At 71.7% G+C, this 23,979-nt stretch carries 18 protein-coding genes; 12 read left to right on the top strand and 6 right to left on the bottom strand.

Annotated features, from left to right (window positions below; genetic code table 11):
- Position 1: 1 nt before the first annotated feature.
- Positions 2-1,336 (top strand): NTP/NDP exchange transporter, encoded by a 1,335-nt coding sequence (locus tag ACFQ2D_RS09270; RefSeq protein WP_280942230.1) that lies wholly within the window; start codon positions 2-4, stop codon positions 1,334-1,336.
- Positions 1,337-1,345: 9 nt separating this feature from the next.
- Here the strand turns inward: ACFQ2D_RS09270 and ACFQ2D_RS09265 are convergent, their stop codons facing one another.
- The 3 genes from ACFQ2D_RS09265 to ACFQ2D_RS09255 all read right to left on the bottom strand — a co-directional run bounded on the left by ACFQ2D_RS09265 (position 1,346) and on the right by ACFQ2D_RS09255 (position 3,688).
- The gene (locus ACFQ2D_RS09265; protein ID WP_280942229.1) at positions 1,346-2,077 is read right to left on the bottom strand and encodes a DNA-formamidopyrimidine glycosylase family protein; all 732 of its coding nucleotides are present in this window, start codon (positions 2,075-2,077) and stop codon (positions 1,346-1,348) included.
- Positions 2,070-2,828, bottom strand: coding sequence for a DUF72 domain-containing protein (locus tag ACFQ2D_RS09260; RefSeq protein WP_280942228.1), 759 nt, complete (start codon positions 2,826-2,828; stop codon positions 2,070-2,072). Before ACFQ2D_RS09260 ends, ACFQ2D_RS09265 begins: the two co-directional genes overlap by 8 nt.
- Before the next feature lie 158 nt (positions 2,829-2,986).
- Complete coding sequence (locus ACFQ2D_RS09255; RefSeq protein WP_280942227.1) at positions 2,987-3,688, bottom strand: helix-turn-helix domain-containing protein; 702 nt, start codon at positions 3,686-3,688, stop codon at positions 2,987-2,989.
- A 210-nt stretch (positions 3,689-3,898) separates the two neighbouring features.
- On the opposite strand from ACFQ2D_RS09255, the gene ACFQ2D_RS09250 reads away from it, so the two are divergent.
- The 11 genes from ACFQ2D_RS09250 (at position 3,899) to mdoH (ending at position 21,883) form a co-directional block, all read left to right on the top strand.
- Positions 3,899-5,935 (top strand): serine hydrolase domain-containing protein, encoded by a 2,037-nt coding sequence (locus tag ACFQ2D_RS09250; RefSeq protein ID WP_280942226.1) that lies wholly within the window; start codon positions 3,899-3,901, stop codon positions 5,933-5,935.
- A gap of 73 nt (positions 5,936-6,008) precedes the next feature.
- Positions 6,009-7,010, top strand: coding sequence for a dipeptide epimerase (locus ACFQ2D_RS09245; RefSeq protein WP_280942225.1), 1,002 nt, complete (start codon positions 6,009-6,011; stop codon positions 7,008-7,010).
- Positions 7,007-8,284 (top strand): peptide MFS transporter, encoded by a 1,278-nt coding sequence (locus ACFQ2D_RS09240; protein ID WP_280942224.1) that lies wholly within the window; start codon positions 7,007-7,009, stop codon positions 8,282-8,284. The genes ACFQ2D_RS09245 and ACFQ2D_RS09240 overlap by 4 nt, the downstream gene beginning before the upstream one ends.
- 10 nt (positions 8,285-8,294) lie before the next feature.
- Positions 8,295-9,998 carry an N-acyl-D-amino-acid deacylase family protein gene (locus tag ACFQ2D_RS09235; RefSeq protein WP_280942223.1) on the top strand — a complete coding sequence of 568 codons (1,704 nt, stop codon included), beginning with the start codon at positions 8,295-8,297 and terminating at the stop codon, positions 9,996-9,998.
- A 98-nt stretch (positions 9,999-10,096) separates the two neighbouring features.
- On the top strand, positions 10,097-12,433 hold the full coding sequence (locus ACFQ2D_RS09230; protein ID WP_280942222.1) for a TonB-dependent receptor: 2,337 nt from the start codon (positions 10,097-10,099) through the stop codon (positions 12,431-12,433).
- Between the two features lie 58 nt (positions 12,434-12,491).
- Entirely contained in the window at positions 12,492-13,532 is a 1,041-nt protein-coding gene (locus tag ACFQ2D_RS09225; RefSeq protein WP_280942221.1) for a DUF1611 domain-containing protein, read from the top strand.
- Entirely contained in the window at positions 13,529-14,653 is a 1,125-nt protein-coding gene (locus tag ACFQ2D_RS09220) for a YkvI family membrane protein (RefSeq protein WP_280942220.1), read from the top strand. Before ACFQ2D_RS09225 ends, ACFQ2D_RS09220 begins: the two co-directional genes overlap by 4 nt.
- Before the next feature lie 17 nt (positions 14,654-14,670).
- Positions 14,671-16,284: a serine hydrolase gene (locus ACFQ2D_RS09215; RefSeq protein ID WP_280942219.1), complete on the top strand. Its 1,614-nt coding sequence runs from the start codon at positions 14,671-14,673 to the stop codon at positions 16,282-16,284.
- Between the two features lie 79 nt (positions 16,285-16,363).
- Entirely contained in the window at positions 16,364-18,394 is a 2,031-nt protein-coding gene (locus ACFQ2D_RS09210; protein WP_280942218.1) for a M3 family metallopeptidase, read from the top strand.
- Between the two features lie 85 nt (positions 18,395-18,479).
- Positions 18,480-20,012, top strand: a complete 1,533-nt coding sequence (locus ACFQ2D_RS09205) for a glucan biosynthesis protein (protein ID WP_280942217.1) — start codon at positions 18,480-18,482, stop codon at positions 20,010-20,012.
- A complete protein-coding gene (gene mdoH, locus ACFQ2D_RS09200) occupies positions 20,009-21,883 on the top strand; it encodes a glucans biosynthesis glucosyltransferase MdoH (protein WP_280942216.1) in 1,875 nt (624 codons plus the stop codon). Before ACFQ2D_RS09205 ends, mdoH begins: the two co-directional genes overlap by 4 nt.
- 13 nt (positions 21,884-21,896) lie before the next feature.
- On the opposite strand, the gene sctT is transcribed toward mdoH, so the two are convergent.
- Genes sctT through ACFQ2D_RS09185 form a run of 3 tightly spaced genes read right to left on the bottom strand, consistent with a single transcriptional unit; the run spans position 21,897 to position 23,978 of the window.
- Positions 21,897-22,685 carry a type III secretion system export apparatus subunit SctT gene (sctT, locus tag ACFQ2D_RS09195; protein WP_280942214.1) on the bottom strand — a complete coding sequence of 263 codons (789 nt, stop codon included), beginning with the start codon at positions 22,683-22,685 and terminating at the stop codon, positions 21,897-21,899.
- Positions 22,685-22,951 carry a type III secretion system export apparatus subunit SctS gene (gene sctS / locus ACFQ2D_RS09190; protein ID WP_280942213.1) on the bottom strand — a complete coding sequence of 89 codons (267 nt, stop codon included), beginning with the start codon at positions 22,949-22,951 and terminating at the stop codon, positions 22,685-22,687. Before sctS ends, sctT begins: the two co-directional genes overlap by 1 nt.
- Positions 22,952-22,973: 22 nt before the next feature.
- On the bottom strand, positions 22,974-23,978 hold the full coding sequence (locus tag ACFQ2D_RS09185) for an EscR/YscR/HrcR family type III secretion system export apparatus protein (RefSeq protein WP_342457125.1): 1,005 nt from the start codon (positions 23,976-23,978) through the stop codon (positions 22,974-22,976).
- Between the last annotated feature and the right edge of the window lies 1 nt (position 23,979).

Raw genomic sequence — 23,979 nt, 5'->3', positions numbered from 1 at the left:
CATGACCATCGCCCGCGCCATCGCCGCCGCGATCCACGCCAAGCCGGGGGAAACGCGCGCCGCACTCGCCGGCTTCGCGCTGTTCTTCAGCATCTTCGCCGGCTACTTCATGCTGCGGCCGGTGCGCGAGGCGATGGGCATCGCCGCGGGCATCGACCAGCTGCAGTGGCTGTTCACCGCGACCTTCGTCGCCACCGTGGTGGTGGTGCCGCTGTTCGCCTGGCTCAGCTCGCGCGTGCCGCGTCGCGCGTTCGCCGGCTGGGTGTATGCGGTGTTCGCCGCCAACCTCGCCGGCTTCGCCCTGGCGTTCCACGCCATGCCCGGCAACCTGTGGATCGCGCGCGGGTTCTACGTGTGGATCTCGGTCTACAACCTGTTCGTGGTGTCGGTGAGCTGGAGCGTGATGGCGGACGTGTTCGACGCGCGGCAGGCGCGGCGGCTGTTCGCCTTCATCGCCGCGGGTGCCAGCGTCGGCGGGTTGGTGGGCCCGGCCGCCGGCGCGCTGCTGGTCGGCGTGATCGGGCATCCGGGCCTGCTGCTGCTCGCCGCCGCGTTGCTCGGCGTGGCGCTCGCGCTCAAGCCCGGGCTGATGCGCTGGCGCGAGCGCGGCGGCGCCGGGCGTCCCGGGGCGCCTCCCGCGGAGACCGCCCGACGCCCGCTGGCCGGCAATCCCTTCAGCGGCATGGCGCGCGTGCTGCGATCGCCCTACCTGCTGGCGATCTCGGGCTTCGTCGTGCTGCTGGCGGCCACCACCACCTTCCTGTATTTCGAACAGGCGCGGCTGGTGGCCACGCTGTTCCCCGACCGCGACACCCAGGTGCGCGTGTTCAGCCTGATCGACATCGCGGTGCAGGCCGGCGCGCTGCTGGCCCAGGCCTTCGTCACCGGCCGAGTGGCGCAGCGCCTGGGCGTTCGCGTGCTGCTGGCGGGGGTGCCGCTGCTGGTGTGCGTGGGTTTCGTGGCGCTGGCGCTGGCGCCTGGTTTCGCGATGCTGGCGGCGCTGATGATCGTGCGCCGCATCGGCGAGCACGCTTTCGTGCGGCCTGGACGCGAGATGCTGTTCGCGCCGCTGGAGGCGCAGGACAAGTACAAGGCCAAGGCCTTCATCGACACCGTGGTCTATCGCGCCGGCGATGCGGTGAGCGCCTGGATGCGCAGCGCGCTCGACCTGCTCGGGCAGGGGCTGGCCTGGCCGGCCCTGGTCGGCGCGGGCTGCGCGCTGGCCTGGGGTTCGCTGGGCTGGTATCTCGGCGGACGTGCCGACTCGCGCGGTCGACAGGACGGGCGGGGCATGGAGCGCACGGCCCTGCCACGCGGCCCCGTCGCAGCCCGTTGAACGCCGCGATCAGTAGCGCACCTGGCAGTGGTCGCACCAGAAGGTGCGCCGCTGCCGGGTGCCCAGGTGGGCGAGTTCGAGGCGGCTGCCGCATTCCGGGCATTCGCGCTTGCGGTGCACCAGCCAGTGCTTGCGCAGCACGTACTGCTTCTTCCATTCGAGGAAATCGAAGCTGTACTCGCGCGCCTGCGCGATCAGCTGGCCGAGCTTGCGCGGCGGCAGGTCGCCGACCCTGGTCTCGGGATGGACGCGGATGCGGAACAGCACCTCGTTCTTGATGATGTTGCCCACGCCCGCGAACACCTCCTGGTCGAGCAGGGCATCGCAGGCCAGGGTGTCGGGCTGGCGCTTGAGCTTGCGCCGGGCGAGGGCGGGATCCCAGTCGGGCGACATCACGTCCGCGCGCCAGTCGTAGGTCTCGTCCAGCGGGCCCTCGACGTACTTGAGCGAGGAAGAATAGAAGTAGAGGGTGCCGTTGTCGAAGTGCAGCGCGAGCCGCGGCGGCTTGTCCGGCTTGGGCTCGTCGATGCGGTAGGTGCCGAACATCAGCATGTGCACGCGCAGGCTGAAGCTGCTGAACTCGAGCAGGAAATGCTTGCCCCAGCTGCGCACGGAGACCACGCGCCGGCCCTGCATGCGCTGGATGTCGAGTTTGCTGTTGCCCTCGACGCGGCGCACTGTCCTGCGGCGGAAGCGGGCGGCTTCGTCGCGCAGGATGACGAGGGATGGACCTTCAGGCACGCGGCCTCCGTTGCGTGGGCATGCCGTCGCGAACGAGGGACTGCAGGCGCAGCGCATCGGTGACGGCATGGCCGTGCGCGGTGTTGTCGAAGATCACCCAGGCGTTGCGGCCGGGCGCCGCCGCGATCGCGCCGGCCAGGGAGGCCAGGGCCGCATCCTCGTAGCGGCTGTAGTAGATGCGAGGGGAACCATGCCAGCGCCAGTAGCGCAGGCCCGTGTCGCCGCCCGGCCGGGTCGCCTCGGCCACGCGCGCCGGATCGGCCGCCACGCGTGCGATCGCGTGCCGCTGCAGCAGCGCGTCCGCGCGCGCGTCGAACCAGCTCGCGTGGCGCGGCTCGCAGGCCACGGCGATGTCGGTGCGCCTGCGCAGCATCCGGAAGAAGGCCGAGGCGCTGCGCGCATCGAAGGCCAGCGTCGGCGGCAGCTGCAGCAGGAGCGCGCCGAGCTTGCGGCCCAGGCCCCCGGCCTCGGCCAGGAACTGGTCCAGCGCGGGCCCCGCGCCACGCAGGCCGAGCTCATGCGAGATCGTGCGCGGCAGCTTGGCCGAGAACCGGAACCCGGCGGGCACGCTGGCGGCCCAGCGCCGCCAGGTCTCGCGCCGGTGCGGGCGGTAGAACGAGGAATTGATCTCGGCCACGTCGAAGCGCGTGGCATAGCGCGCCAGCATGCTGGCGCCGTCGTCGAACAGGTCGCGCTGCGGCGTGCCGATCGACCAGCCGGCGCAGCCGACGCGGATGCGGCGCGCGGCCATCGTCAGCCGCCCTGCACCGCGCCCGGCGCATGACCGGGACGGAAGTGGTGCGCAACGCCTGCCTGGTTCACGTGCCGCGTCCGATGGGAACGAGGCCGGAGGCTGACGCAGGCGCGATCAATACCCCGTGATGCGGATGGCCCGCATCATGCGCAGGCCTAGCGGCGGCGTGGAGCCGCCCGGCTCGCGGCGGGCGGCGGCGCCTTCAGCCGCCGGGTGGACGCCGGCCGCGGTGCCGAGTCGTCGCCGTGCAGGGTCATCAGCGACTCCATCAGCTGCTCGTCCGGGCTGGAACACACGCCCAGCAGCAGCGCCTCCTCGCAGCCTTCGGCGGCGATGTAGGCATGGCCCATGTTGGAGTCGATGTAGACCGATTCGCCCGCGCCGAGCACGATCGGGTCGTAGAACTCGGTGTGCAGCTCCATGCGCCCTTCGAGCACGTGGATGTATTCCTCGCCGGAGTGGCGGACCAGGTCGCCGAACTCCTCGATCGAGCGCGCCCGCACCCGCGTCAGTACCGGAATCATGCGCTTGCGGCGCAGCTCGGGGCACAGGTAGTAGTAGTCGTAGTTGGGCGTGGTGACGCGGATCGCGTCCTCGATGCGCCCGATGCTGCGGCGCGCGGTGACCGGCGGCTCCGGTGTCTCGTCCCGCTCGGCGAACAGCTCGGACATGCGCAGGTTGAGCCGCTGGCTCAGCTGCAGCAGCTTGTCGTAGGTAAGGGTGAGCCGGTCGTGCTCGACCTTGGACAGGGTGGACAGCGGAATGCCCGAATGCTCGCTCATCTGCTTGAGCGTCCAGCCCTTGCGCGCGCGCAGCGAGCGCAGGAGCCCGCCGATCGTGGGGTGCTGCTGGGTCATCCTTGCGATGTCTCCGTCTGCTGCGGTGTTGTCCTGGTCGGGATCATCATCGCCTCCGCGGCCTGTCGCGGGAAGGGGAGCGGGCCGCACGGACAGGTCGCGGCGCTGGGTCGTTGGTCATGTTGACAATTTTCCGATTGGGATCATTATCGCCAAATCAGGATAGCGCCCATGGGGCGGCGCGACCTGAACAGCCTGCGGAGACTGCCGATGCGATCGCTACCCAAGTTCCTGTGCGGCTGCCTGCTCGCCGCGTCCCTGTCGCCGCTCTTCGCGCAGGACGGTTCGCCCGTCGCGATCGCACCCGCGGCGGTCCCGGCACTCCCCGCGCAGCCGGTCGAGGGGAGGGCGGACGCCCCGCCGGCGCCCGCGGGCGCGCCCGTGCTCCAGCGGGCCGACGTCGAAGCCTGGCTGGACGGCTTCTTCCCGCACGCGCTCGCCACCGGCGACATCGCCGGCGCGGTCGTCGTGGTGGTGAAGGATGGCGAGGTCCTGGTCCAGAAGGGCTACGGCTACGCCGATCTCGAACAGCGCATCCCGGTCGACCCGGAGAAGACGCTGTTCCGCCCGGGATCGATCTCCAAGCTGTTCACCTGGACCGCGGTGATGCAGTTGGTGGAGCAGGGCAAGCTCGACCTCGACGCCGACGTCAACCAGTACCTGGACTTCAGCATCCCCGCGCGCGACGGCAAGCCGGCCACGCTGCGCCAGATCATGACCCACACCGCCGGTTTCGAGGAGCAGATCCGCGGCCTGATCACCGCGAAGGCCGACGAGATCACCCCGCTCGGCGAGGCGCTCAAGCACTGGGTGCCCGAGCGCATCCACGAACCGGGCACGACGCCGGCCTATTCGAACTACGCCACCGCGCTGGCCGGCTACATCGTCGAGCGCGTGTCGGGCCAGAGCTTCGACGACTACGTGGACGCGAACATCTTCGCGCCCCTGGGCATGAGCCGCGCCAGCTTCCGCCAGCCGCTGCCGGCCGAGCTGCTGGCCGGCATGTCCAAGGGCTACGCGCGCGTCTCGGAAGGCGAGGCCAAGGACTACGAATTCATCAGCCTGGCGCCGGCCGGCAGCCTCGCCGCGACCGGCGCGGACATGGCGCGCTTCATGATCGCCCACCTGCAGGGCGGCGCCTTCGGCGACGCGCGCATCCTCGGCGAGGAGACCGCCAGGCAGATGCAGCGCACCGCGCAGGATTCGGTCGGCCCGCTGCTGCGGATGCTGCTGGGCTTCTACGAGACCTCGCAGAACGGCCACTACGCGATCTCGCACGGCGGCGACACGCAGTGGTTCCACAGCGACCTGCACCTGTTCCCCGACGATGGCGTCGGGATCTACGTCTCGATGAACAGCGCCGGCCGCGACGGCGCCACCGGCCAGATCCGCACGGCGTTCGCGCAGCGCTTCGCCGAACGCTACCTGCCGGGCCCGGGCCCGGGCCCGGGTCCCGGGGCCAAGGGCGGGGTGAGCGCCGAGGACGCCAGGCTGCATGCGCAGCAGATCGCCGGCACCTACCAGAGCAGCCGTCGCGCGCAGAGCAATCCGCTGTCGCTGACCAACCTGCTGGGCCCGGTCAAGGTGATCGTGAACGAGGACGGCACGATCAGCGTGCCGGCCGCCATGGGCGCCAACGGCGCGCCGAAGAAATGGCGCGAGGTGGAGCCCTACGTGTGGCAGGACACCAGCGGCAACGACCGGCTCGCCGCCGACGTGGTCGACGGCCGGGTGGTGCGCTTCGGCTTCGATCCCTATGCCTCGATCATGGTGTTCGAGCGCGTCTCCGGCCTGCGCGCCGCGGCCATGCCGCTGCTGGCGGCCAGCCTGGCGATCCTGCTGCTCACCGTGCTCGCCTGGCCGGTGTCGGCCCTGGTCCGGCGCTATTACGGCGTGCCCTACCGCCTGGCCGGCGCCGATGCGCGCGCGCACCGGCTGGTCCGGATCGCCTCGCTGCTGGTGGTGCTGGCGCTGGGCTTCGCGCTGGGCCTGGTGGTCATGATGATGGCGAAGCTCGAGCTCACCAGCCCCGCCTCCGACGGCCTGGTCATCGCCATGCGCCTGTTCGCCACGGTGGCGCTGCCGCTGGGCGCGCTGGTCGCGCTGTGGAACGCCTGGCAGGTGCTGCGCAGTGCGCGCCGCCGCTTCCTGGCCAAGCTCTGGGCGCTGCTGCTGGCGCTGGCCTGCCTGTTCGCCCTGTGGGTCGGCTTCGCCTACCACCTGATCGGTTTCGGCGCGCAGTACTGAGGCACCGGGCCGGCAGCCGTCGCGCTGCCGGCCCGGTCCGTCGAAGACGATCCACTACGCGGAGCGGGCCGCCGTGCCGATCCAACTCGAACTCCACAACGAGCCGCTGCGGCTCGCGGCCCCGTTCCGCATCTCCGGCCACGTCTTCGAGGCGATGCCGGCCACGGTGGTGACCCTGCGCGACGGCGACTTCGTCGGCCGCGGCGAGGGTGCCGGCGTGTACTACAACAACGACCATCCGGAGACGATGATCGCAACGCTCGAGGCGCTGCGCGAACGCATCGAAGCCGGGCTCGACCGCGAAACCCTGCGCGGGCTGCTGCCGCCGGGCGGCGCGCGCAACGCGCTCGACGCCGCCCTGTGGGAACTCGAATCGCAGCGCGCCGGCGTGCCGGTCTGGCAGCTCGCCGGCCTGGAAGGCGTGCGCCCGCTGCTGACCACGATGACGGTCGGCGCCGACGAACCCGGGGTGATGGCGCGCAACGCCGCGGCCTACACCCGGGCGCGGGCGCTCAAGCTCAAGCTCACCGGCGAAGCCGGGCTCGACGCCGCCCGCGTGCGCGCGGTGCGCACGCGCTGCCCGGAGCCGTGGATCGGCGTCGACGCCAACCAGGGCTACCGCGTCGCCGACCTCCCGGACCTGCTGCCGGTACTGCTCGAGGCGCGGGTCTCGCTGCTGGAGCAGCCGGGCGCGCGCGGGCTGGAACACGAACTCGCCGGCGTCGAGCGGCCGCTGCCGTTCGCCGCGGACGAAAGCATCCTCGACCTCGCCGAACTCGAGGCGCGCCACCACCACTTCGACGTCGTCAACATCAAGCTCGACAAGTGCGGCGGTCTCACCGAAGGATTGATGATGGCCAGGCGCGCCCGCGAGCTGGGCAAGCGGGTGATGGTGGGCAACATGTGCGGCACCAGCCTGGCGGCGGCGCCGGCCTTCGTGCTCGGCCAGTTCTGCGACGTCGTCGACCTCGACGGCCCGATCTTCCTGCAGGCCGACCGCAGTCCCTCGGTGCACTACGAGGACGGCCACATCCATTGCGGCGACGAGGTCTGGGGACCGCGGGCGGGCCGGTGAGCGGCTCGGCGGAACGCACCTGGTTCGGCCAGCCGCGCGGGCTGGCCATCCTGTTCCTGACCCAGATGTGGGAGATGTTCTCCTACTACGGGATGCGCACCCTGCTGGTCTATTACATGACCAGGCAGCTGCTGTTCGCGCAGGAGAAGGCCTCCTTCATCTACGGCCTCTACACCGCGCTGGCCTATTTCACCCCGATCCTCGGCGGCGCCATCGCCGACCGCTGGCTGGGCAAGCGCAACGCGGTGCTGCTGGGCGGCAGCATCATGGCGGTCGGCCACTTCGTGATGGCCTTCGAGCCGGTGTTCTACCTTGCGCTGGCGGTGATCGCGCTCGGCAACGGCCTGTTCCTGCCCAGCCTGCCGAGCCAGATCAACGACCTCTACCGCGAGGACGACCCGCGCCGCGGCCGCGCCTACAACGTCTACTACGTGGGCCTGAACATCGGCGGCTTCATGGCGCCGCTGGTCTGCGGAACCCTCGGCGAGCTCTACGGCTGGCACTACGGCTTCGGCGCCGCCGGCGTGGGCATGTTCGCCGGGCTGATGATCTATGTCTCCGGGCGCCGCTACCTGCCCGCGCCGCCGCCGCGGGCGGCCGTGGCGGCGCCCGCGGATCCACGCCGGGCGCGTGCCGATGCGCGCCGCGTCTGGTGGCTGCTGCTGGGCGTGGGCGTCGCTGCGACGATATTCCGCGGCGCCTACGAGCAGGTCGGCAACACCCTGCCGCTGTGGATCGACGACAGCGTCGCGCGCGGCTTCGCCGGCTTCACCATCCCGATGACCTGGTTCCAGTCGATCAACCCGCTGCTGGTGATCGCCATGACCCCGCTGCTGCTGATGGCCTGGCGGCGCCGCGCGGAGGCCGGGCGCGACCTCTCGCCCGCGCGCCGCATGGCGGCCGGTGCCCTGGTGGTGGCGGCCGCCTACCTGATGCTTTCGCTGCTGTCGATGGCCACGGCCGGTGCGCCGGTCAGCTGGCTGTGGCTGGTGGCGTTCTTCGTGGTGCTGACGCTGGGCGAGCTCTACATCCTGCCCACCGGACTGGGCCTGTTCGCCAGGCTGGCGCCGCCGCGCCTGGGGGCGACCACGGTCGCCTCGTGGTTCTTCGCCACCTTCGCCGGCAGCCTGCTTGCCGGCCTGGTCGGCATGCTGTTCACGCGCGCCGGCAACGCCGGGTTCTTCCTGCTGCTGTCCGGACTCGCCGCGTGCGCGGCGCTGCTGCTGTGGCGGCTGGATCGTCCGATCGAGTCCCTGCCCAAGTCATCGACCTAGGAGCCGCGCCATGAGGCGTCGTGTGCCTGCCGTACTCATGCTTGCCCTGGCCGCCTGCAGCGGCATGCCGGCGGCCGCGCCCGCGCCGCGCTACGACCTGCTGATCCGCAACGGCACCGTGTACGACGGCAGCGGTGCCCCGGGCCGGCGCCTCGACGTGGCGGTGCAGGGCGACCGCATCGCCGCGCTGCTGCCCGCCGGCGGCGACGCGCAGGCCGACCGCGTCGTCGACGCCGGCGGCCAGGCGGTGGCTCCGGGCTTCATCAACGTGCTGAGCTGGGCGACCGAGTCGCTGGTCGTCGACGGCCGCGGCATGAGCGATACGAAGCAGGGCGTGACGCTCGAGATCTTCGGCGAGGGCTGGTCGATGGGTCCGCTCAACGACGCGATGAAGGCGGACGCGCTGCGGCGCCAAGGCGACATCCGCTATCCGATCGAATGGACCAGCCTGGGCGAATACCTCGAGCATCTCGAGCGCAAGGGCGTCACCCCCAACGTCGCCTCCTTCGTCGGCGCGACCACGGTGCGCATCCACGAACTGGGCGAGGACGACGTCACGCCCAGCGCCGAGCAGCTCGCGCGCATGCAGGACCTGGTGCGCGCGGCGATGGACGAGGGCGCGCTGGGCGTCGGCGGTTCGCTGATCTATCCGCCGGCCGCGTTCGCGGACACCGGCGAACTGGTCGCGCTGGCGCAGGCGGCGGCCGAGTCCGGCGGCGGCTACGTCGCCCACATGCGCAGCGAGGCCGACCGCTTCCTCGAAGCCCTGGACGAAACCATTGCCATCGCGCGCGCCACCGGCCAGCGCGCCGAGGTCTACCACCTCAAGGCCGCCGGCCGGGACAACTGGCCGAAGATGGCGCAGGCGATCGCGCGCATCGAGCAGGCCCGCGGCGAGGGCCTGGCGGTAAGCGCCAACATGTACGCCTATGTCGCCGGCGCCACCGGCCTCGACGCTGCCCTCCCGCCGTGGGTCCAGGCAGGCGGCCACGACGCGATGGTGGCGCGTCTGCGCGACCCGTCGATCCGCGCGCGCGTGATCGCCGACATGCGCGATCCGGACGCCGGCTGGGAGAACCTGCGCCTGCAGGCCGGCGACGACAGCCGCGTGCTGCTGATCGGGTTCAGGAACCCCGCGCTCAAGCCGCTCACCGGCCGCAGCCTCGCCGACGTGGCGCGCGAGCGCGGGGTCACGGGGGAAGACGCGGTGATCGACCTGGTGATCGAGGACGACAGCCGCGTCGACACGGCCTACTTCCTGATGAGCGAGGAGAACGTCGAACTCGGGCTGCGCCAGCCATGGGTGAGCCTGGGTTCGGACGCGGAGTCCTCGGCGCCGGAGGGCGTGTTCCTGCTGTCGAGCACGCATCCGCGCGCCTACGGCAACGTCGCCCGCTTCCTCGGCCACTACGTGCGCGACCGGGGGCTGGTGCCGCTGGAGGAGGGCATCCATCGCCTCACCGGCCTGCCGGCGGCCAACTGGAAGCTGGAGGGCCGCGGCTGCCTGCAGCCGGGCTGCCATGCCGACATCGTGGTGTTCGATCCGGCCACCATCGCCGACCACGCCACGTTCGCGGAGCCGCAGCGTTACGCCACCGGCGTGTCCCAGGTGTTCGTCAACGGCGTGCAGGTGCTGCGTGACGGGGAGCATACCGGCGCCACGCCGGGCCGGTTCGTGCGCGGGCCGGGCTGGAAGGGCCGCAGGTCGCCGTAGCAACGCATTTCCATTTGTATTGACAATTTTCCGATTGGGATCATGATCCCTGATCAGGACCGGGTTAGCCCGGTGCGCAGTCGACCGGAGAGCACGCCATGACCGCATCCATCCCGTCCGTCCCGGCCCGCCGCTCGCGGCTTGCCCTCGCCGTGGTCGCCGCCATGGCGGTCGCCGGCGGCAACGCCGCGCTCGCCCAGGAAGCGCCGGCCGAGACCGGCCCGGTCGAACTCGACAGCATCGTCGTCACCGCCAACAAGCGCCAGGAGAACATCCGCGAGGTCGCCACCGCGATCACGCGCCTGGGCGAGATGCAGCTGGAGAACCTCAACGCCACCCAGATGGCGGACTACGCCAGCTACGTGCCGGGCCTGCAGCTGCAGTCCAACGGCACGCCCGGGCAGGTGCAGGTCTCGATGCGCGGCGTGGCCGCGCTCTCGCCCGGCTCGACCGTGGGCACCTATGTCGACGACGCGCCGGTCGGCTCCAACAGCCTGTACCAGCAGGCCACCCTGTACCAGCTCGACCTGCTGCCCTACGACATCGAGAGCATCGAGGTGCTGCGCGGGCCGCAGGGCACGCTCTACGGCGCCGGGGCGATGGGCGGCCTGATCAAGTACAGCATGCGCAAGCCCGACACCGCGCAGCGCGAGTTCCGGGTCGGCGCCGGCGTGTCCTCGCCGGCCAGCGGCGAGACCGGCCTGAACTACCGCGTCGGCATGAACCTGCCGATCGTCGAGGACGCGTTCGCGCTGCGCGTCAGCGCCGCCCGGCAGGAACTGCCGGGCTACGTCGACAACCTCGTCGACGGCCGCCGCGACATCGACCAGGGCCGCCAGACCAGCGCGCGCGCCGCGCTGCGCTGGGAAGGCGAGGCCGCCAGCGTGCAGTTCGCGGTGATGCGCCAGGAGGTCGAGAGCGACAACAACTCGAGGATCGCCGTCGATGCGGCGACCCAGAGGCCGCTGGCCGGCCTGTCGAACCGCGTCTACGTCGACGAGCCGTTCTCCAAGGAGATCGAACACTACTCGCTGGCCATCGAATACGACCTGGGCTTCGCCGACCTGGTCTCGTCCACCAGCTACGCCGACACCCGCACCGCGATCCGCAGCGACGTGTCGCTGAGCTACGGCGAGTATCCGCTGGCCTTCCTCGACGCCGACCCGACGCTCGAAGCCGGCTCGTCGTACCTCGACAACCGGCTCTCGCTCACCCAGTTCACCCAGGAGGTGCGCCTGCAGTCGAAGTCCGGTGGCCCCTTCGAATGGCTGGTCGGTGGCTTCCATTCCGACGAGGACGGCGACAACTACCAGTACGTGGCGCTCAACCGGCTCGACGGTTCGCCGCTGCAGGCGCCGTGGAACGACATCCTCGGCGTGCTGGGCGAGCTGGTGATCCCCAGCACCTACGAGGAAACGGCGGTCTTCGCCAACGCCAGCTACCGCTTCACCGAGCGCTTCAAGCTCGGTGCGGGCCTGCGCTTCTCGCGCAACGACCAGTCGTTCCAGCAGAACGTGACCGGCGGCGTGCTGATCCCGATCGGCGTGCAGGACAACCGCTCCAGCGAGGACGTGTTCACCTGGAGCATCACCCCGCAGTTCCAGATCTCGCCCGACTCGATGGTCTATGCCAAGGCGTCCACCGGCTACCAGCCCGGCGGCCCGAACGTGGTGGCCGTGGGCCTGCCCTCGGCGGTGGATTCGTCCACCCTCACCAGCTACGAGCTGGGCTGGAAGGCCGGCTTCGGCCGCCGCCTGGCATTCGACCTGGTCGCCTACCAGATCGACTGGGAAGACATCCAGGTCGCCTCGCAGGTCAACGGCGTCAGCGGCCTGGTCAATGGCGGCGAAGCCACCAGCCGCGGCGTCGAGGCCTCGCTGCAGTGGCGTCCGCTGAGCGGGCTGACCCTCGGCTTCAACGGCGCCTGGAACGATTCCGAGCTCGACCAGGACTTCCCGGCGATCGTGGTGCCGCTGGATCCGGACCTGCCCGGCGGCGTGCTCGAGCTCAATACCGGCCTGGCCGGCGACCGCATGCCCTACGTGCCCGACCTGACCCTGTCGGCCACCGTCGACTACACCGTGGCGCTGTCCAACGGCTGGAGCGCGGGTTTCGGCGGCGGCTACTGCTGGGTCGACGACCGCACCAACGCCACCACCGAGCGCCAGGTCATCGCCGTCGCCGATCCGCGCACGGTGCTCGACACCACCCTCACCGCGCCCCTGACGATCGAGAGCTACGGCGCGTTCGACCTCTACGCCTCGCTGTCCAACGGCAGCTGGACGCTGCGTGGCTACGTCAGGAATGCCGGCGACAAGCGCGCGTACTCGTCGATCACCGACGTCACCGGCGCGCTGACCGGCATCACCCACCACCTGGCCGCCGTGCCGATCCAGCCGCGCACCCTCGGCCTGGAAGTCGACTACCGCTTCTGACGCTCCCGTCCGCCCGCGCGCCGGGCGGTTCCACGCGCAGGGAATCGAGCGCCACCGCATGCAGACCGCAGTCCCCATCGCGCGCGAGGCCGAGGCCCTGCCGCAGCCCTACCTGCTGTTCCTGGGCGACATCACCGAGCCCGGCTACGCCAAGACCGCGTATGGCCTGCGCGACTGGGCGCCCGAGCGCTGCGTGGGCGAATACGGCTGCGCGGGCGGCACGGTCAGTGCCGGCCTGCCGGCGATGACGCCGGCGCGCGCGCGCATGCTCGGCGCGCGCGCGATGGTGATCGGCGTGGCCAACCCCGGCGGGCGCATCCCCGAGGCCTGGCTGCCGGCCCTGCTCGAAGCGTTGCAGGCGGGGCTGGACCTGATCGGTGGCATGCATGCGCGGCTCGGGGACATCGAACCGCTGCGCAACGTCGCGCTGGTCCACGGCCGCCGCCTGATCGACGTGCGCGAACCGCCGCCCGGCCTCCCGGTCGCCAGCGGCCGCCGGCGCAGCGGCCGCCGCCTGCTGACGGTCGGCACCGACTGCGCGCTGGGCAAGAAGTACACCGCGCTGGCGATCGCGCGGGCGTTCCGCGACCGCGGCCTCGACGCCGATTTCCGCGCCAGCGGCCAGACCGGGATCCTGATCGCCGGCCGGGGGCTGCCGATGGATGCGGTGGTCGCCGACTTCGCCGCCGGCGCCGCCGAGCTGCTCTCGCCGGACGCCGACGCCGCGCACTGGGACGTGATCGAGGGGCAGGGCTCGCTCTCGCACCCGGCCTATGCGGCGGTATCGCTGGCGCTGCTGCACGGCAGCCAGCCCGACGTGGTCGTGGTTTGCCACGAGCATGGCCGCGAGACGGTGCTCGGGCATCCGCATTTCGCGCTGCCCTCGGTCGAGGAGACCATCGACCTGGCCCTGCGGCTGGGCGCGCGCACCAGTCCCGGCATCCGCTGCGCGGGCGTGAGCCTCAACACCGGGCGCCTGCCGGCCGGCGCGGCGGAGGACGCGATCGGGGCGCTGGCCGCGCGACTCGGCCTGCCGGTCGCCGACCCGATGCGCGGCGGCGCCGCGTTCGAGCGGCTGGTGGACGCCTGCCTGGCATGACGCCCGCCGCGACCTGGTTCCAGCGCTTCCTGCTGCCGGGCTTCGTGTTCCAGGCCGCGGTGATCGCCGGCGGCTACGCCACCGGGCGCGAACTGGTCGAGTTCTTCCTGCCGGCCGGACCCTGGGGCGGGCTGCTCGGCATGCTGGTGAGCATGCTGGTGTGGAGCGCGGTGCTGATGACCAGCTTCGAGCTGGCGCGGCGCGCGCGCGCCTTCGACTACCGGGCCTTCTTCCGGGTGCTGCTCGGTCGCGGCTGGTGGCTGTTCGAACTCGGCTACCTCGCGCTGATGCTGGTGATCCTGGCGGTGATGGGCGCGGCCGCGGGCGAGATCGCGCACAGCCTGTTCGGCCTGCCGCGGCTGGCCGGGTCGCTGGCGATGATCGCCGCCACCGGCGCCTTGACCGTGGTCGGCGCCGCGGGCATCGAGCGCTTCCTGGTGGCCTCGGTGGGCTATCTGTACCTGGTGTACGCGGTGTTCGTGGTGTGGTGCGTGCTGGCCTTCGGCGACCGCATCGGCGACCACTTCGCCAGCGCGCCGGTCGAGGGCGGCTGGTTCCGGGCCGGCGTGACCTATGCCGGCTACAACGTCGCCACGATCCCGGCGGTGCTGTTCTGCGTACGCCACTTCGGTCGCACGCGCGACGCGGTGGTCGCCGGCGCGCTGGCCGGGCCGCTGGGCATGCTGCCGGGCGTGGTGTTCTACGTGGCGATGATGGGCTGGTCGCAGGAAATCGCCGGCGAGGCGCTGCCGTCCGCCTTCCTGCTGGCGAAGCTGCAGGCGCCGTGGTTCGAATGGGCCTTCCAGGTCGCGGTGATGCTGACCCTGGTCGATACCGGCGTGGCCCTGCTGCACGCGATCAACGAACGCGTGGCCGGCGCGTACGGGGAGCGCCGCCGCGCGATGCCGCGCGCGCTGCGCCCGGCCATCGCGGTGGCGACGATGCTGCTGGCGGTGTACGCGGCCACCGCCGTGGGCCTGGTCGACCTGATCGCCCGCGGCTACGGCACGCTGACCTGGTACTTCCTGGCCATCTACGTGCTGCCGCTGATGACCTGGGGCCTGTGGCTGCTGTGGCGCCGCGCGCCCGAACGCGCACGCGCGGACGGGGCCGCACCCTGACATACCGAGGAGACACCATGCACGCGATCCGCAACCGCCTGCGCGCGATGGCCATCGCCCTCGCCGGCGCTGGCCTGTTCGCCACATCGGCATTCGCCGCGCCGCCCGAAGGCTTCGATGCCCGCGTCGAGCAGGCGATGCGCTCGCGCGACGTGCCGGGCATGGCCATCGCCATCGTCGAGGACGGGCAGGTCACGCTGGCGAAGGGCTATGGCGTGCGCGCGATCGGCGGCGACGCGCCGGTCGACGCCGACACCCTCTTCCCCACCGGTTCGACGGGCAAGGCGGTGACCGCGGCGGCGCTGGCCCTGCTGGTCGATGAAGGCAGGCTGGGATGGGACGACCGGGTGATCGACCACCTGCCGGACTTCCGCATGTACGACGCATGGGTGACGCGCGAGATGACGGTGCGCGACCTGCTCGTCCATCGCAGCGGCCTGGGCCTCGGCGCCGGCGACCTGCTGTTCATCCCGCGCAGCTCGCGCAGCCGCGCCGACATCGTGCGCGCGCTGCGCCACATCCGCCCGGCCACCAGCTTCCGCAGCGGCTACGCCTACGACAACATCCTGTACATCGTCGCCGGCGAACTGGTCGCGGCGGTGAGCGGGCAGGACTGGGAGTCGTTCGTGCGCGAGCGCATCTTCGCCCCGCTCGGCATGCGCACGGCCGTCAGCCACGAGAACGACCGCTTCGCCAACCCCAACCGGGCGCAACCGCACGCGCGCCTGGATGCCCGCCTGCGCGGCCTCGGCCCGCAGCAGCGGCTGGCCGAGCGCGAAGGCCTCGGCCAGGTCGGCGCGCCGGCGGGCGGGCTGTCGTGGAGCGCGAACGATTTCGCGCGCTGGCTGCGGGTCCAGCTGGGTCGCGGCGCGCTGCCGGGCGGGAACGGCCGCCTGTACAGCGAGGCGGCGGCGCAGGAGATGTGGACGCCGCAGGTGCAGGTCCCGATCCGGCCCTATCCCGAGCCGATCGCGATGCTCACTCCGCAGTTCTCCGGCTACGCGCTGGGCTGGAACGTGCAGGACTACCGCGGAGTGAAGGTGGTGCAGCACGGCGGCGCCGTGTTCGGCGTGCTGGCCTTCGTGGCGCTGGTGCCCGAGCGCGGGGCCGGGATCGCGCTGCAGATCAACTCCGAGGACGTGGAGGTGATCCGCGGCCTCGCCCACGAACTGCTCGACCATTACCTGGCACTGGAGCCGCGCGACTGGGTCGCCGATTTCACCGAGTGGAACCGGGCGCGCCTGGCCGGCGGCCTGGCCGCACTGGAGTCGATGGGCACGACGCGACGCAAGGCCTCGCGGCCTTCGCTGCCGCTGGCCGCCTATGCAGGGCGCTACGCAGACGCCTGGTACGGCCCCATCGCGATCGAGCACGCCGGCGGCCGGCTGCGGATCGACTTCTCGCAGACCCCCGGCATGACCGGCACGCTCAGCCACTGGCAGTACGACACCTTCCGCGCCGACTGGGACGATGCCGCGATCGAGCCGGCCTACGTCAGCTTCGCGCTGGACGCGGAGGGCGCGGTGTCGCGCATCACCATGAAGGCGGCCTCGCCGACGGCGGATTTCAGCTACGACTACCACGACCTGCTGTTCGAGCCGCTGCCGGAACAGTCCGCCGGCAGGCGCTAGCGCCCACGGTCACCGCGCGTTCCGCCGGCACGGCGGGGGGCATGGCATCCTGCGTGCTCCCCCGCCGCACCGTGCCGCCATGACCGCCAACCCGCTGCTCGACTTCTCCGGCCTCCCGCGTTTCGACGCGATCCGTCCGGAGCACGTGGCGCCGGCCATCGACGCGTTGCTGGCCGAGGCCGAAGCCGCCGTCCGCGCAGCCGAGGCCGTCTCGCCCGTGACCTGGGACAGCTTCGTGGCGCCGCTGGACGATGCCACCGAACGCCTGGCCCGGGCCTGGGGCCAGGTCGGCCACCTCGAGGCGGTGGCCAACACCCCCGAGCTGCGCGCGGCCTACAACGAGGCGCTGCCGCGGGTCTCCCGCTTCTGGAGCGCGCTGGGGCAGAACCTGGCGCTGTTCGCGCAGTACCGCCGGCTTGCCGACGGCCCCGACTTCGCCGGCTTCGACCCTGCGCGCCGCAAGGTGGTGGAGAATGCGCTGCGCGATTTCCGCCTCGGCGGCGCCGAACTCCCGGACGACGACAAGGCGCGTTTCGCCGCGATCCGCGAGGAGCTGTCCGCGCTGTCGGCGAAGTATTCGCAGAACGTGCTCGACGCCACCGATGCCTGGTCGCTGTACGTGGACGACGAGGCGCGCCTGTCCGGCCTGCCTGCCGACGTGCGCGCCGCCTGCCGGGCGGCGGCGGAGAAGGACGGCCGCGCCGGCTGGAAGCTGGGCCTGCAGATGCCGGTCTACCTGCCGGTGCAGGCCTATGCCGACGACCGCGCGCTGCGCGCGACGCTGTACCGCGCCAACGCCGTGCGCGCCTCCGAGCTGGGCGAGGACCCGGCGCTCGACAACAGCCCCCTGATCGCGCGCATCCTCGCGCTGCGCGCCGAGCTGGCCGCGCTGCTGGGCTTCGACGGCTACGCGGCCTATTCGCTCGCCACCAAGATGGCCGACACGCCGGACGAGGTGTTGGCGTTCCTGCGCGATCTCGCGGCGCGGGCCCGCCCGCATGCCCAGCGCGACCGCGCCGAACTCGAGGCGTTCGCCCGCGAGCAGCTGGGGCTGGAAACACTCGAGGCCTGGGACCTGGCCTACGTCTCGGAGAAGCTCAAGCAGGCGCGCTACAGCTTCTCGGCGCAGGAGGTGAAGCAGTACTTCACCGAGCCGAAGGTGCTCGCGGGCCTGTTCGGCCTGATCCACGACCTCTACGGCCTGCGCGTCGAACCGGACACCGCGCCGGTCTGGCACGAGGACGTGCGCTTCTACCGCCTGGTCGACGGCGATGGCGCGCTGGTCGGCCAGTTCTACCTCGACGCCTATGCGCGCGAGGGCAAGCGCGGTGGCGCGTGGATGGACGACTGCCGCAACCGCCGCGTGCGCGCCGGGGACGCGCAGACGCCGGTCGTGTACCTGGTCTGCAACTTCGGACGCGGCGTGGACGGCAGGCCGGCGACGCTGACGCATTCGGACGTGACCACGCTGTTCCACGAGATGGGCCACGGCCTGCACCAGCTCCTGACCCGCATCGGCGAACTCGGCGTCGCCGGGATCAACGGCGTGGAGTGGGACGCAGTGGAGCTGCCGAGCCAGTTCATGGAGAACTTCTGCTGGGAATGGCCGCGGCTGGAGGCGATGACCGCCCACGTCGACAGCGGCCAGCCACTGCCGCGTGCGCTGTTCGAACGCATGCTGGCGGCGAAGCACTACCAGAGCGGCATGTTCACCGTGCGCCAGCTGGAGTTCGCGCTGTTCGACATGCTGCTGCATGCGGGCCCCGCGCCCACGATCGCGCAGGTGCAGGCATTGCTCGACCGGGTGCGCGCCGAGGTGGCGGTCAACCTGCCGCCGGCGTGGAATCGATTCCAGCACCAGTTCAGCCATATCTTCGCCGGCGGCTACGCGGCCGGCTACTACAGCTACAAATGGGCCGAGGTGCTGAGCGCCGACGCCTATGCGGCGTTCGAGGAGGCGCCGGGGCAGGAGGGCGAGATCGGCCGCCGGTTCCGCCACGAGGTGCTGGCCCGCGGCGGCAGCCGCAGCGCGGCCGACAACTTCCGCGCCTTCCGGGGACGCGCGCCCCGCATCGACGCGCTGCTGCGGCACTCGGGCATGGCCGGCTGAGGCGATGTGCGTGCCGCGTTGACGCGGCGTTAAGGAGCCGCCCGTCTAATGGTGCGCGGTTCCCCACCTCCCCCAGAGGCCGCCCTTGCGTCGCCGCCAACTGATCGCGGCCGGTATCTCGATGCCGCTGCTGCTGGCATGGCCCGTGCGCGCCCCATGGGCCGCGCCCGCCGCCGCCGCCGCGCCGTTCGATGCCGACACCGTCCCCGCGCTGGCCCGCGCCCTGGCCGGCCAGCCGTACGAACCGCCGTCGCGTACGCTGCCGGCGGCGCTGGACGCGATCAGCTACGACCAGTTCCGCGACTACCGGTTCCGCCCCGATCAGGCGCTGTGGCGCGAGGACGGCGTCCCGTTCCAGGCCCAGCTGTTCCACCGCGGCTTCATCTTCAAGGAGCGCGTCGACCTGCACCTGGTCGACGGCGACCGGGCCACGCCGCTGGCGTATCGCCGCGAGCGCTTCGACTTCGGCCCGCAGACCCCGCCGCCCGACGATCCCGCACTGGGCCACGCCGGCTTCCGCCTGCATGCGCCGCTCAACCATGCCGACTACTACGACGAGCTGTGCGTGTTCCTCGGCGCCAGCTATTTCCGGGCGGTCGCGCGCGGGCTGGCCTACGGCCTGTCGGCGCGCGGTCTGGCGCTGGGCAGCGGCGACCCGGGCCCGGAGGAATTCCCGCTGTTCCGCGCGTTCTGGCTGGAGCGCCCGGCGCCCGGCGCCACGTCGATGGTGGTGCATGCGCTGCTCGACAGCCCCAGCGTGGCCGGCGCCTATCGCTTCGTCGTCGCGCCCGCGGGCGAGGAAACGACGATGGATGTCGAAGCACGGCTGTTCCCGCGGGTGGAACTGCGCAACGCCGGCATCGCGCCGCTGACGAGCATGTTCGAGTTCGATGCGGGCGACCGCGCCGGCGTCGACGACTTCCGTCCCGCGGTGCACGACTCCGACGGGCTGGCCATCCTCAACGGCGCCGGCGAACAGGTCTGGAGGCCGCTGCGCAATCCGCCGCAGGTGGCGCACAGCGGCTTCGTCGACGACAACCCGCGCGGCTTCGGGCTGATGCAGCGCAAGCGCGATTTCGCGGACTTCCAGGACGCCGAGGCGCGCTACGAGCAGCGGCCCAGCGCCTGGGTCGAGCCGCTGGGCGACTGGGGCGCCGGCGAGGTGCACCTGGTCGAACTGCCCACCGGTAACGAATTCGCCGACAACATCGTCGCGTTCTGGCGACCGCGCGCGCCGCTGGCCGCCGGCCGCGAGCATCGCTTCGCCTACCGCCTGCACTGGTGCGCCGACCATGCCTGGCTGCCGCGGCTGGCGCGCGCGGTCGCCACGCGCAGCGGCCAGGCCGACGCCGACGGCCCGGCGCCGCGCCAGTACGTGGTCGATTTCGCCGGCGGCGGCCTGGATGCGCTCGCGCCCGATGCCGCGCCGCGCGTCGAGGCGCAGGCCTCGGCGGGCGAGCTGCGCAATCCGGTGGCCTACCGCCTGGCCAACGGCCGCTGGCGGCTGTCGTTCGAACTGCTGCCCGGCCAGGCCGAGGTGGTGGAACTGCGTGCGCGCCTGCTCGCCGCCGATGGCGCGGCGCTGTCCGAAACCTGGCTGTCGCGATGGCCGGCATGAGCGTGTCGGCCGCGCCGGCGATGGAGGAGCGGTTGGACCACACCCCCTGGCTGCCGCCGGAAGCGCCGCTGGAGATGCCGGTGCAGGACCTGCGCCACGGGCGCCTGGCCAATCCCGTGCTGCCCAGCACCCCGCCGCGCATGGGCCTGCGCCGGGCGGCCGTCTTCGGAGGGACCGCGCTGCTGGGGCTCACCGCGGCCTGGCAACTGTGGTGGCTGCTGCGCACGGACGGCATCGTGCTGCTGGAGGGGGTGCTGCTGGCGCTGTTCGTGCCGCTGTTCGCCTGGGTGGCGCTGTCGTTCGCCAGCGCCGTGCCCGGCTTCTTCCGCGTGCTGCGGCACCGGCCGCTGCGGCTGGGGCTGGCGACCGATGGCCCGCTGCCGGAACTGTCGACGCGCACCGCCCTGCTGGTGCCGGTGTACAACGAGGATCCGCGCCGCACCTTCGCCGGCGTGCAGGCGGTCCTGGAGTCGGTGGTGGCGACCGGGCAGGGCGCCTGCTTCGACGTATTCATCCTCAGCGACACGCGGCGCGTGGAGATCGCCGAGGCCGAGGAGCATGCCTTCCTCGCGTTGCGCCGGGCGATGGGCGATTCGATCGGCGTGTACTACCGGCGCCGCCGCGACAACGCCGAGCGCAAGGCCGGCAACATCGCCGGCTGGGTGCGCAGCTTCGGCGGCGCCTTCGCGCAGATGCTGATCCTCGACGCGGACAGCCTGATGGAGGGCGCGACGATCGTCCGCCTGGCCGGTGCGATGGAGCGCAACCCGGACGTGGCCCTGATCCAGACCCTGCCGCTGGTGGTCAACGGCAATACCGTGTTCGCGCGCATGCAGCAGTTCTCCGGGCGCGTCTACGGTCCGGTGATCGCGCACGGCGTGGCCTGGTGGCACGGCGCGGAGAGCAACTACTGGGGCCACAACGCGATGATCCGTACCCGCGCCTTCGCCGCCTGCGCGGGCCTGCCGACGCTGGACGGGCGCGCGCCGTTCGGGGGCAACGTGCTCAGCCACGACTTCGTCGAGGCCGCGCTGATGCGACGCGGCGGCTGGGCCCTGCACATGGAGCCGGGCCTGGGCGGCAGCTACGAGGAAGGGCCGCCGTCGCTGACCGACATGCTGGTGCGCGACCGGCGCTGGTGCCAGGGCAACCTGCAGCACTCGCTGGTCGTGCCCGCGCGCGGCCTGCATCCGGTCAGCCGGCTGCACATGCTGGTCGGCATCGGCCACTACTTCACCGCCCCGATGTGGGCGATGCTGATGCTGGTCGGACTGGCGGTCCCGCTGCAGGCCGCCGGCGAGGAGGGGTACGCGCCGTTGGCGTACTGGCGCGAGGTCGATCCGTCGCGTTTCCTGTGGCTGTTCGGCCTGACCATGGCGCTGCTGTTCGGGCCCAAGCTGATGGGCCTGCTGGCCGCGCTGGTCGACGGCGACGCCCGTCGCCGGTTCGGCGGCGCGCTGCGGCTGCTCGCCGGCGCCCTGCTCGAGACGGTGCTGGCGGCGCTGATGGCGCCGATCACCATGTACCTGCAGTCGCGTGGCGTGGCCGAGGTGCTGGCCGGCAAGGATTCGGGCTGGGACGCGCAGCGTCGCGACGACGGCAGCCTGCCGCTGTCGGCGCTCGTCGCGCGCTACGGCGGCCTGAGCCTGTTCGGCGCTGGGACGGCGGTGGTGGCCTGGCTGGTCTCGCCCGGCCTCGCGGCATGGATGTCGCCGGTGATCGCCGGCATGGTGCTGTCGATCCCGGTGGTGGCGCTGACCTCGGCGCGCGCGCCCGGCGAGGCGCTGCGCCGCGCCGGCGTCTTCGCCATTCCCGAGGAACGCGCGCCGCCGCCGATCCTGCAGCGCGCCGAGGCGCTGCGCCGCGGCTGACCGGGGGCCCCGCTCAGCCGCCGAAAGTCGTGCGCAGCAGTTCCAGCAGGCCCTCGCTGTCGTGCAGGCGCCGCACCAGCACCTCCACGTACACCCCCAGCAGCAGCAGGATGATCCCGGTCGCGGCCCAGGCCTTGAGCGGCAGGGTCAGCGCGAACACGTTGAGTTGCGGCGCGTAGCGGTTCACCAGGCCGAACGCCAGGTCGACGATCAGCAGGATCACCATCACCGGCGCGGCCAGCACCAGCAGCGTGGTCATGAAGAAGCCGAAGTGGCCCACGAACAGGTTCATGCCCGCGGCCGGCAGGTCGGGGTAGAACGAGGTCGGCGGCCAGATCGCGTAGCTGCCCAGCAGCAGGTCCAGGAAGATCAGGAACGCGCCGCTGGCCATGAACACCCAGGCCGCGAACATCGACAGGAACTCGGCGTGCAGCGAGGTCTGGTGGCCCTGGATCGGATCGAACACGGTCGCCATGCTCATGCCGACCTGGGTGTCGATGACGTTGCCGGCGGCCGAGATCGCCCAGAACACGATGCCGAAGCAGAAGCCGATGGCGATGCCGATGAAGAGCTCCTTGACCACGAGCGCCGGCCACGACAGCGTGCTCATGGTGCCCGGCGGCGCGGTCAGCACCACGATCGGCAGCGCCACGATCGCCAGGCTGACCAGGAAACTGTTGCGCACCATCGCCGGCATGTTCTGGGGGCTGATCAGCGGCAGCATGATGAAGGCGCCGATGATGCGCGGCAGGGTCAGGCCCAGCGCCAGCATGGCGGATTCGGCGGAGGAGAAGAACTCCATCAGCGGCGCGTGAGGCTGGGGAACTCGATGAAGATCCGGTTCGAATAGGTGTACAGCGTGCCGCCGATCATCGCGCCGGTGACGAACAGCGCCAGCACGATCGCCACGAACTTGAGCGCGTAGGCGAAGGTCTGCTCCTGGATCTGGGTGGCCGCCTGCAGGAACGCCACCACCAGGCCGACGATGGCCGCGGCCGCGATCGGCGGGCCGGACAGCATCAGCACCAGCCACAGGGCCTGCCGGGTCAGCTCGAGCGTTTCGCCCATCCTCGCCTCCGTCGCGCGTCCGTCAGGGGGTGTAGGTCAGCACCAGGCCGTGCACCAGCTTGGCCCAGCCGTCGATCAGCACGAACAGCAGCAGCTTGAACGGCAGCGACACGGTGGTGGGCGACATCATCATCATGCCCAGCGCGAGCAGGATGTTGGCCACCACCAGGTCGATGATCAGGAACGGCAGGAAGATCAGGAAGCCGATCTGGAAGGCCACGGTGAGCTCGCTCACCGTGAATGCGGGCACCACCACGATGAAGTCGTTGGCGCCCACCGAGCCGCGCCGCTCCTCGGGCAGCAGCGCCTGCGCGCTGCGCAGGAAGAATCCGCGCTCGGCCGGGCTCGAGTGCGCGATCAGGAACGCGCGCAGCGGCTCCTTGCCGGCCTCGAACATCGCCAGCAGGCGCGCGCCGTCGCTGCCGGGCGGCGCGAGCGGCGCAGGCGTCGGCTCCTGCGCCGGCGCCTGCGCGCGCGCCGGGCCGGGAGCCACGGCCGGCGTGGACCCGGTCACCACGTTGCGGAACAGGGGGCCGGGACCTTCGCCGTCGGCGGGGGCGGCGGCAGCTTCTGCTTCCGCGCGCAGCGCATCGGCCGCCGCCGGGCTGGCGGGCGCGGGATCGTCCGCCGCAGGTTCCAGCAGCGGACCCGGGGATTGCGGCGCCTGTGCAGCGGCGCGTTCGGCGGCACGCCGCGCGATGGCGGCCGCGCGCGCGTCCTGCTCGCGCTGGCGATCGTCGATCTTGCGCTGCACCGAGGCCGGCACGGGCCGGCCCTGCTGGTGCGCGCTCACCGCGTCGTAGGTTTCCAGGATCACCGGATACATCACGTAGATCGACAGCACGATCGCCAGGCCGTTGATGACCACGTTCGGCGGCACCTGCTGCAGCCCCAGCGCATTGCGCAGCAGGCTCAGCACCACCACGATCTTGGTGAAGGAAGTGACCATCACCGCGACGAACGGCGCCAGCGCCAGCGAGACGATGACGACCAGGACGAGGGCGGGGGAGTAGCTGCTCAGATCCATG

This window comes from Luteimonas composti (genome assembly GCF_042678665.1).
GTDB lineage: Bacteria > Pseudomonadota > Gammaproteobacteria > Xanthomonadales > Xanthomonadaceae > Luteimonas > Luteimonas composti.
This window is presented reverse-complemented; position numbering and strand designations above follow the sequence as displayed.

Coding starts and splice junctions, on each gene's coding strand:
- mdoH (WP_280942216.1), top strand. CDS start 20,009: ATGAGCGTGTCGGCCGCGCCGGCGATGGAGGAGCGGTTGGACCACACC.
- ACFQ2D_RS09230 (WP_280942222.1), top strand. CDS start 10,097: ATGACCGCATCCATCCCGTCCGTCCCGGCCCGCCGCTCGCGGCTTGCC.
- ACFQ2D_RS09210 (WP_280942218.1), top strand. CDS start 16,364: ATGACCGCCAACCCGCTGCTCGACTTCTCCGGCCTCCCGCGTTTCGAC.
- ACFQ2D_RS09235 (WP_280942223.1), top strand. CDS start 8,295: ATGAGGCGTCGTGTGCCTGCCGTACTCATGCTTGCCCTGGCCGCCTGC.
- ACFQ2D_RS09250 (WP_280942226.1), top strand. CDS start 3,899: ATGCGATCGCTACCCAAGTTCCTGTGCGGCTGCCTGCTCGCCGCGTCC.
- ACFQ2D_RS09260 (WP_280942228.1), bottom strand. CDS start 2,828: ATGGCCGCGCGCCGCATCCGCGTCGGCTGCGCCGGCTGGTCGATCGGC.
- ACFQ2D_RS09185 (WP_342457125.1), bottom strand. CDS start 23,978: ATGGATCTGAGCAGCTACTCCCCCGCCCTCGTCCTGGTCGTCATCGTC.
- sctS (WP_280942213.1), bottom strand. CDS start 22,951: ATGGGCGAAACGCTCGAGCTGACCCGGCAGGCCCTGTGGCTGGTGCTG.
- sctT (WP_280942214.1), bottom strand. CDS start 22,685: ATGGAGTTCTTCTCCTCCGCCGAATCCGCCATGCTGGCGCTGGGCCTG.
- ACFQ2D_RS09255 (WP_280942227.1), bottom strand. CDS start 3,688: ATGACCCAGCAGCACCCCACGATCGGCGGGCTCCTGCGCTCGCTGCGC.
- ACFQ2D_RS09225 (WP_280942221.1), top strand. CDS start 12,492: ATGCAGACCGCAGTCCCCATCGCGCGCGAGGCCGAGGCCCTGCCGCAG.
- ACFQ2D_RS09270 (WP_280942230.1), top strand. CDS start 2: ATGACCATCGCCCGCGCCATCGCCGCCGCGATCCACGCCAAGCCGGGG.
- ACFQ2D_RS09215 (WP_280942219.1), top strand. CDS start 14,671: ATGCACGCGATCCGCAACCGCCTGCGCGCGATGGCCATCGCCCTCGCC.
- ACFQ2D_RS09220 (WP_280942220.1), top strand. CDS start 13,529: ATGACGCCCGCCGCGACCTGGTTCCAGCGCTTCCTGCTGCCGGGCTTC.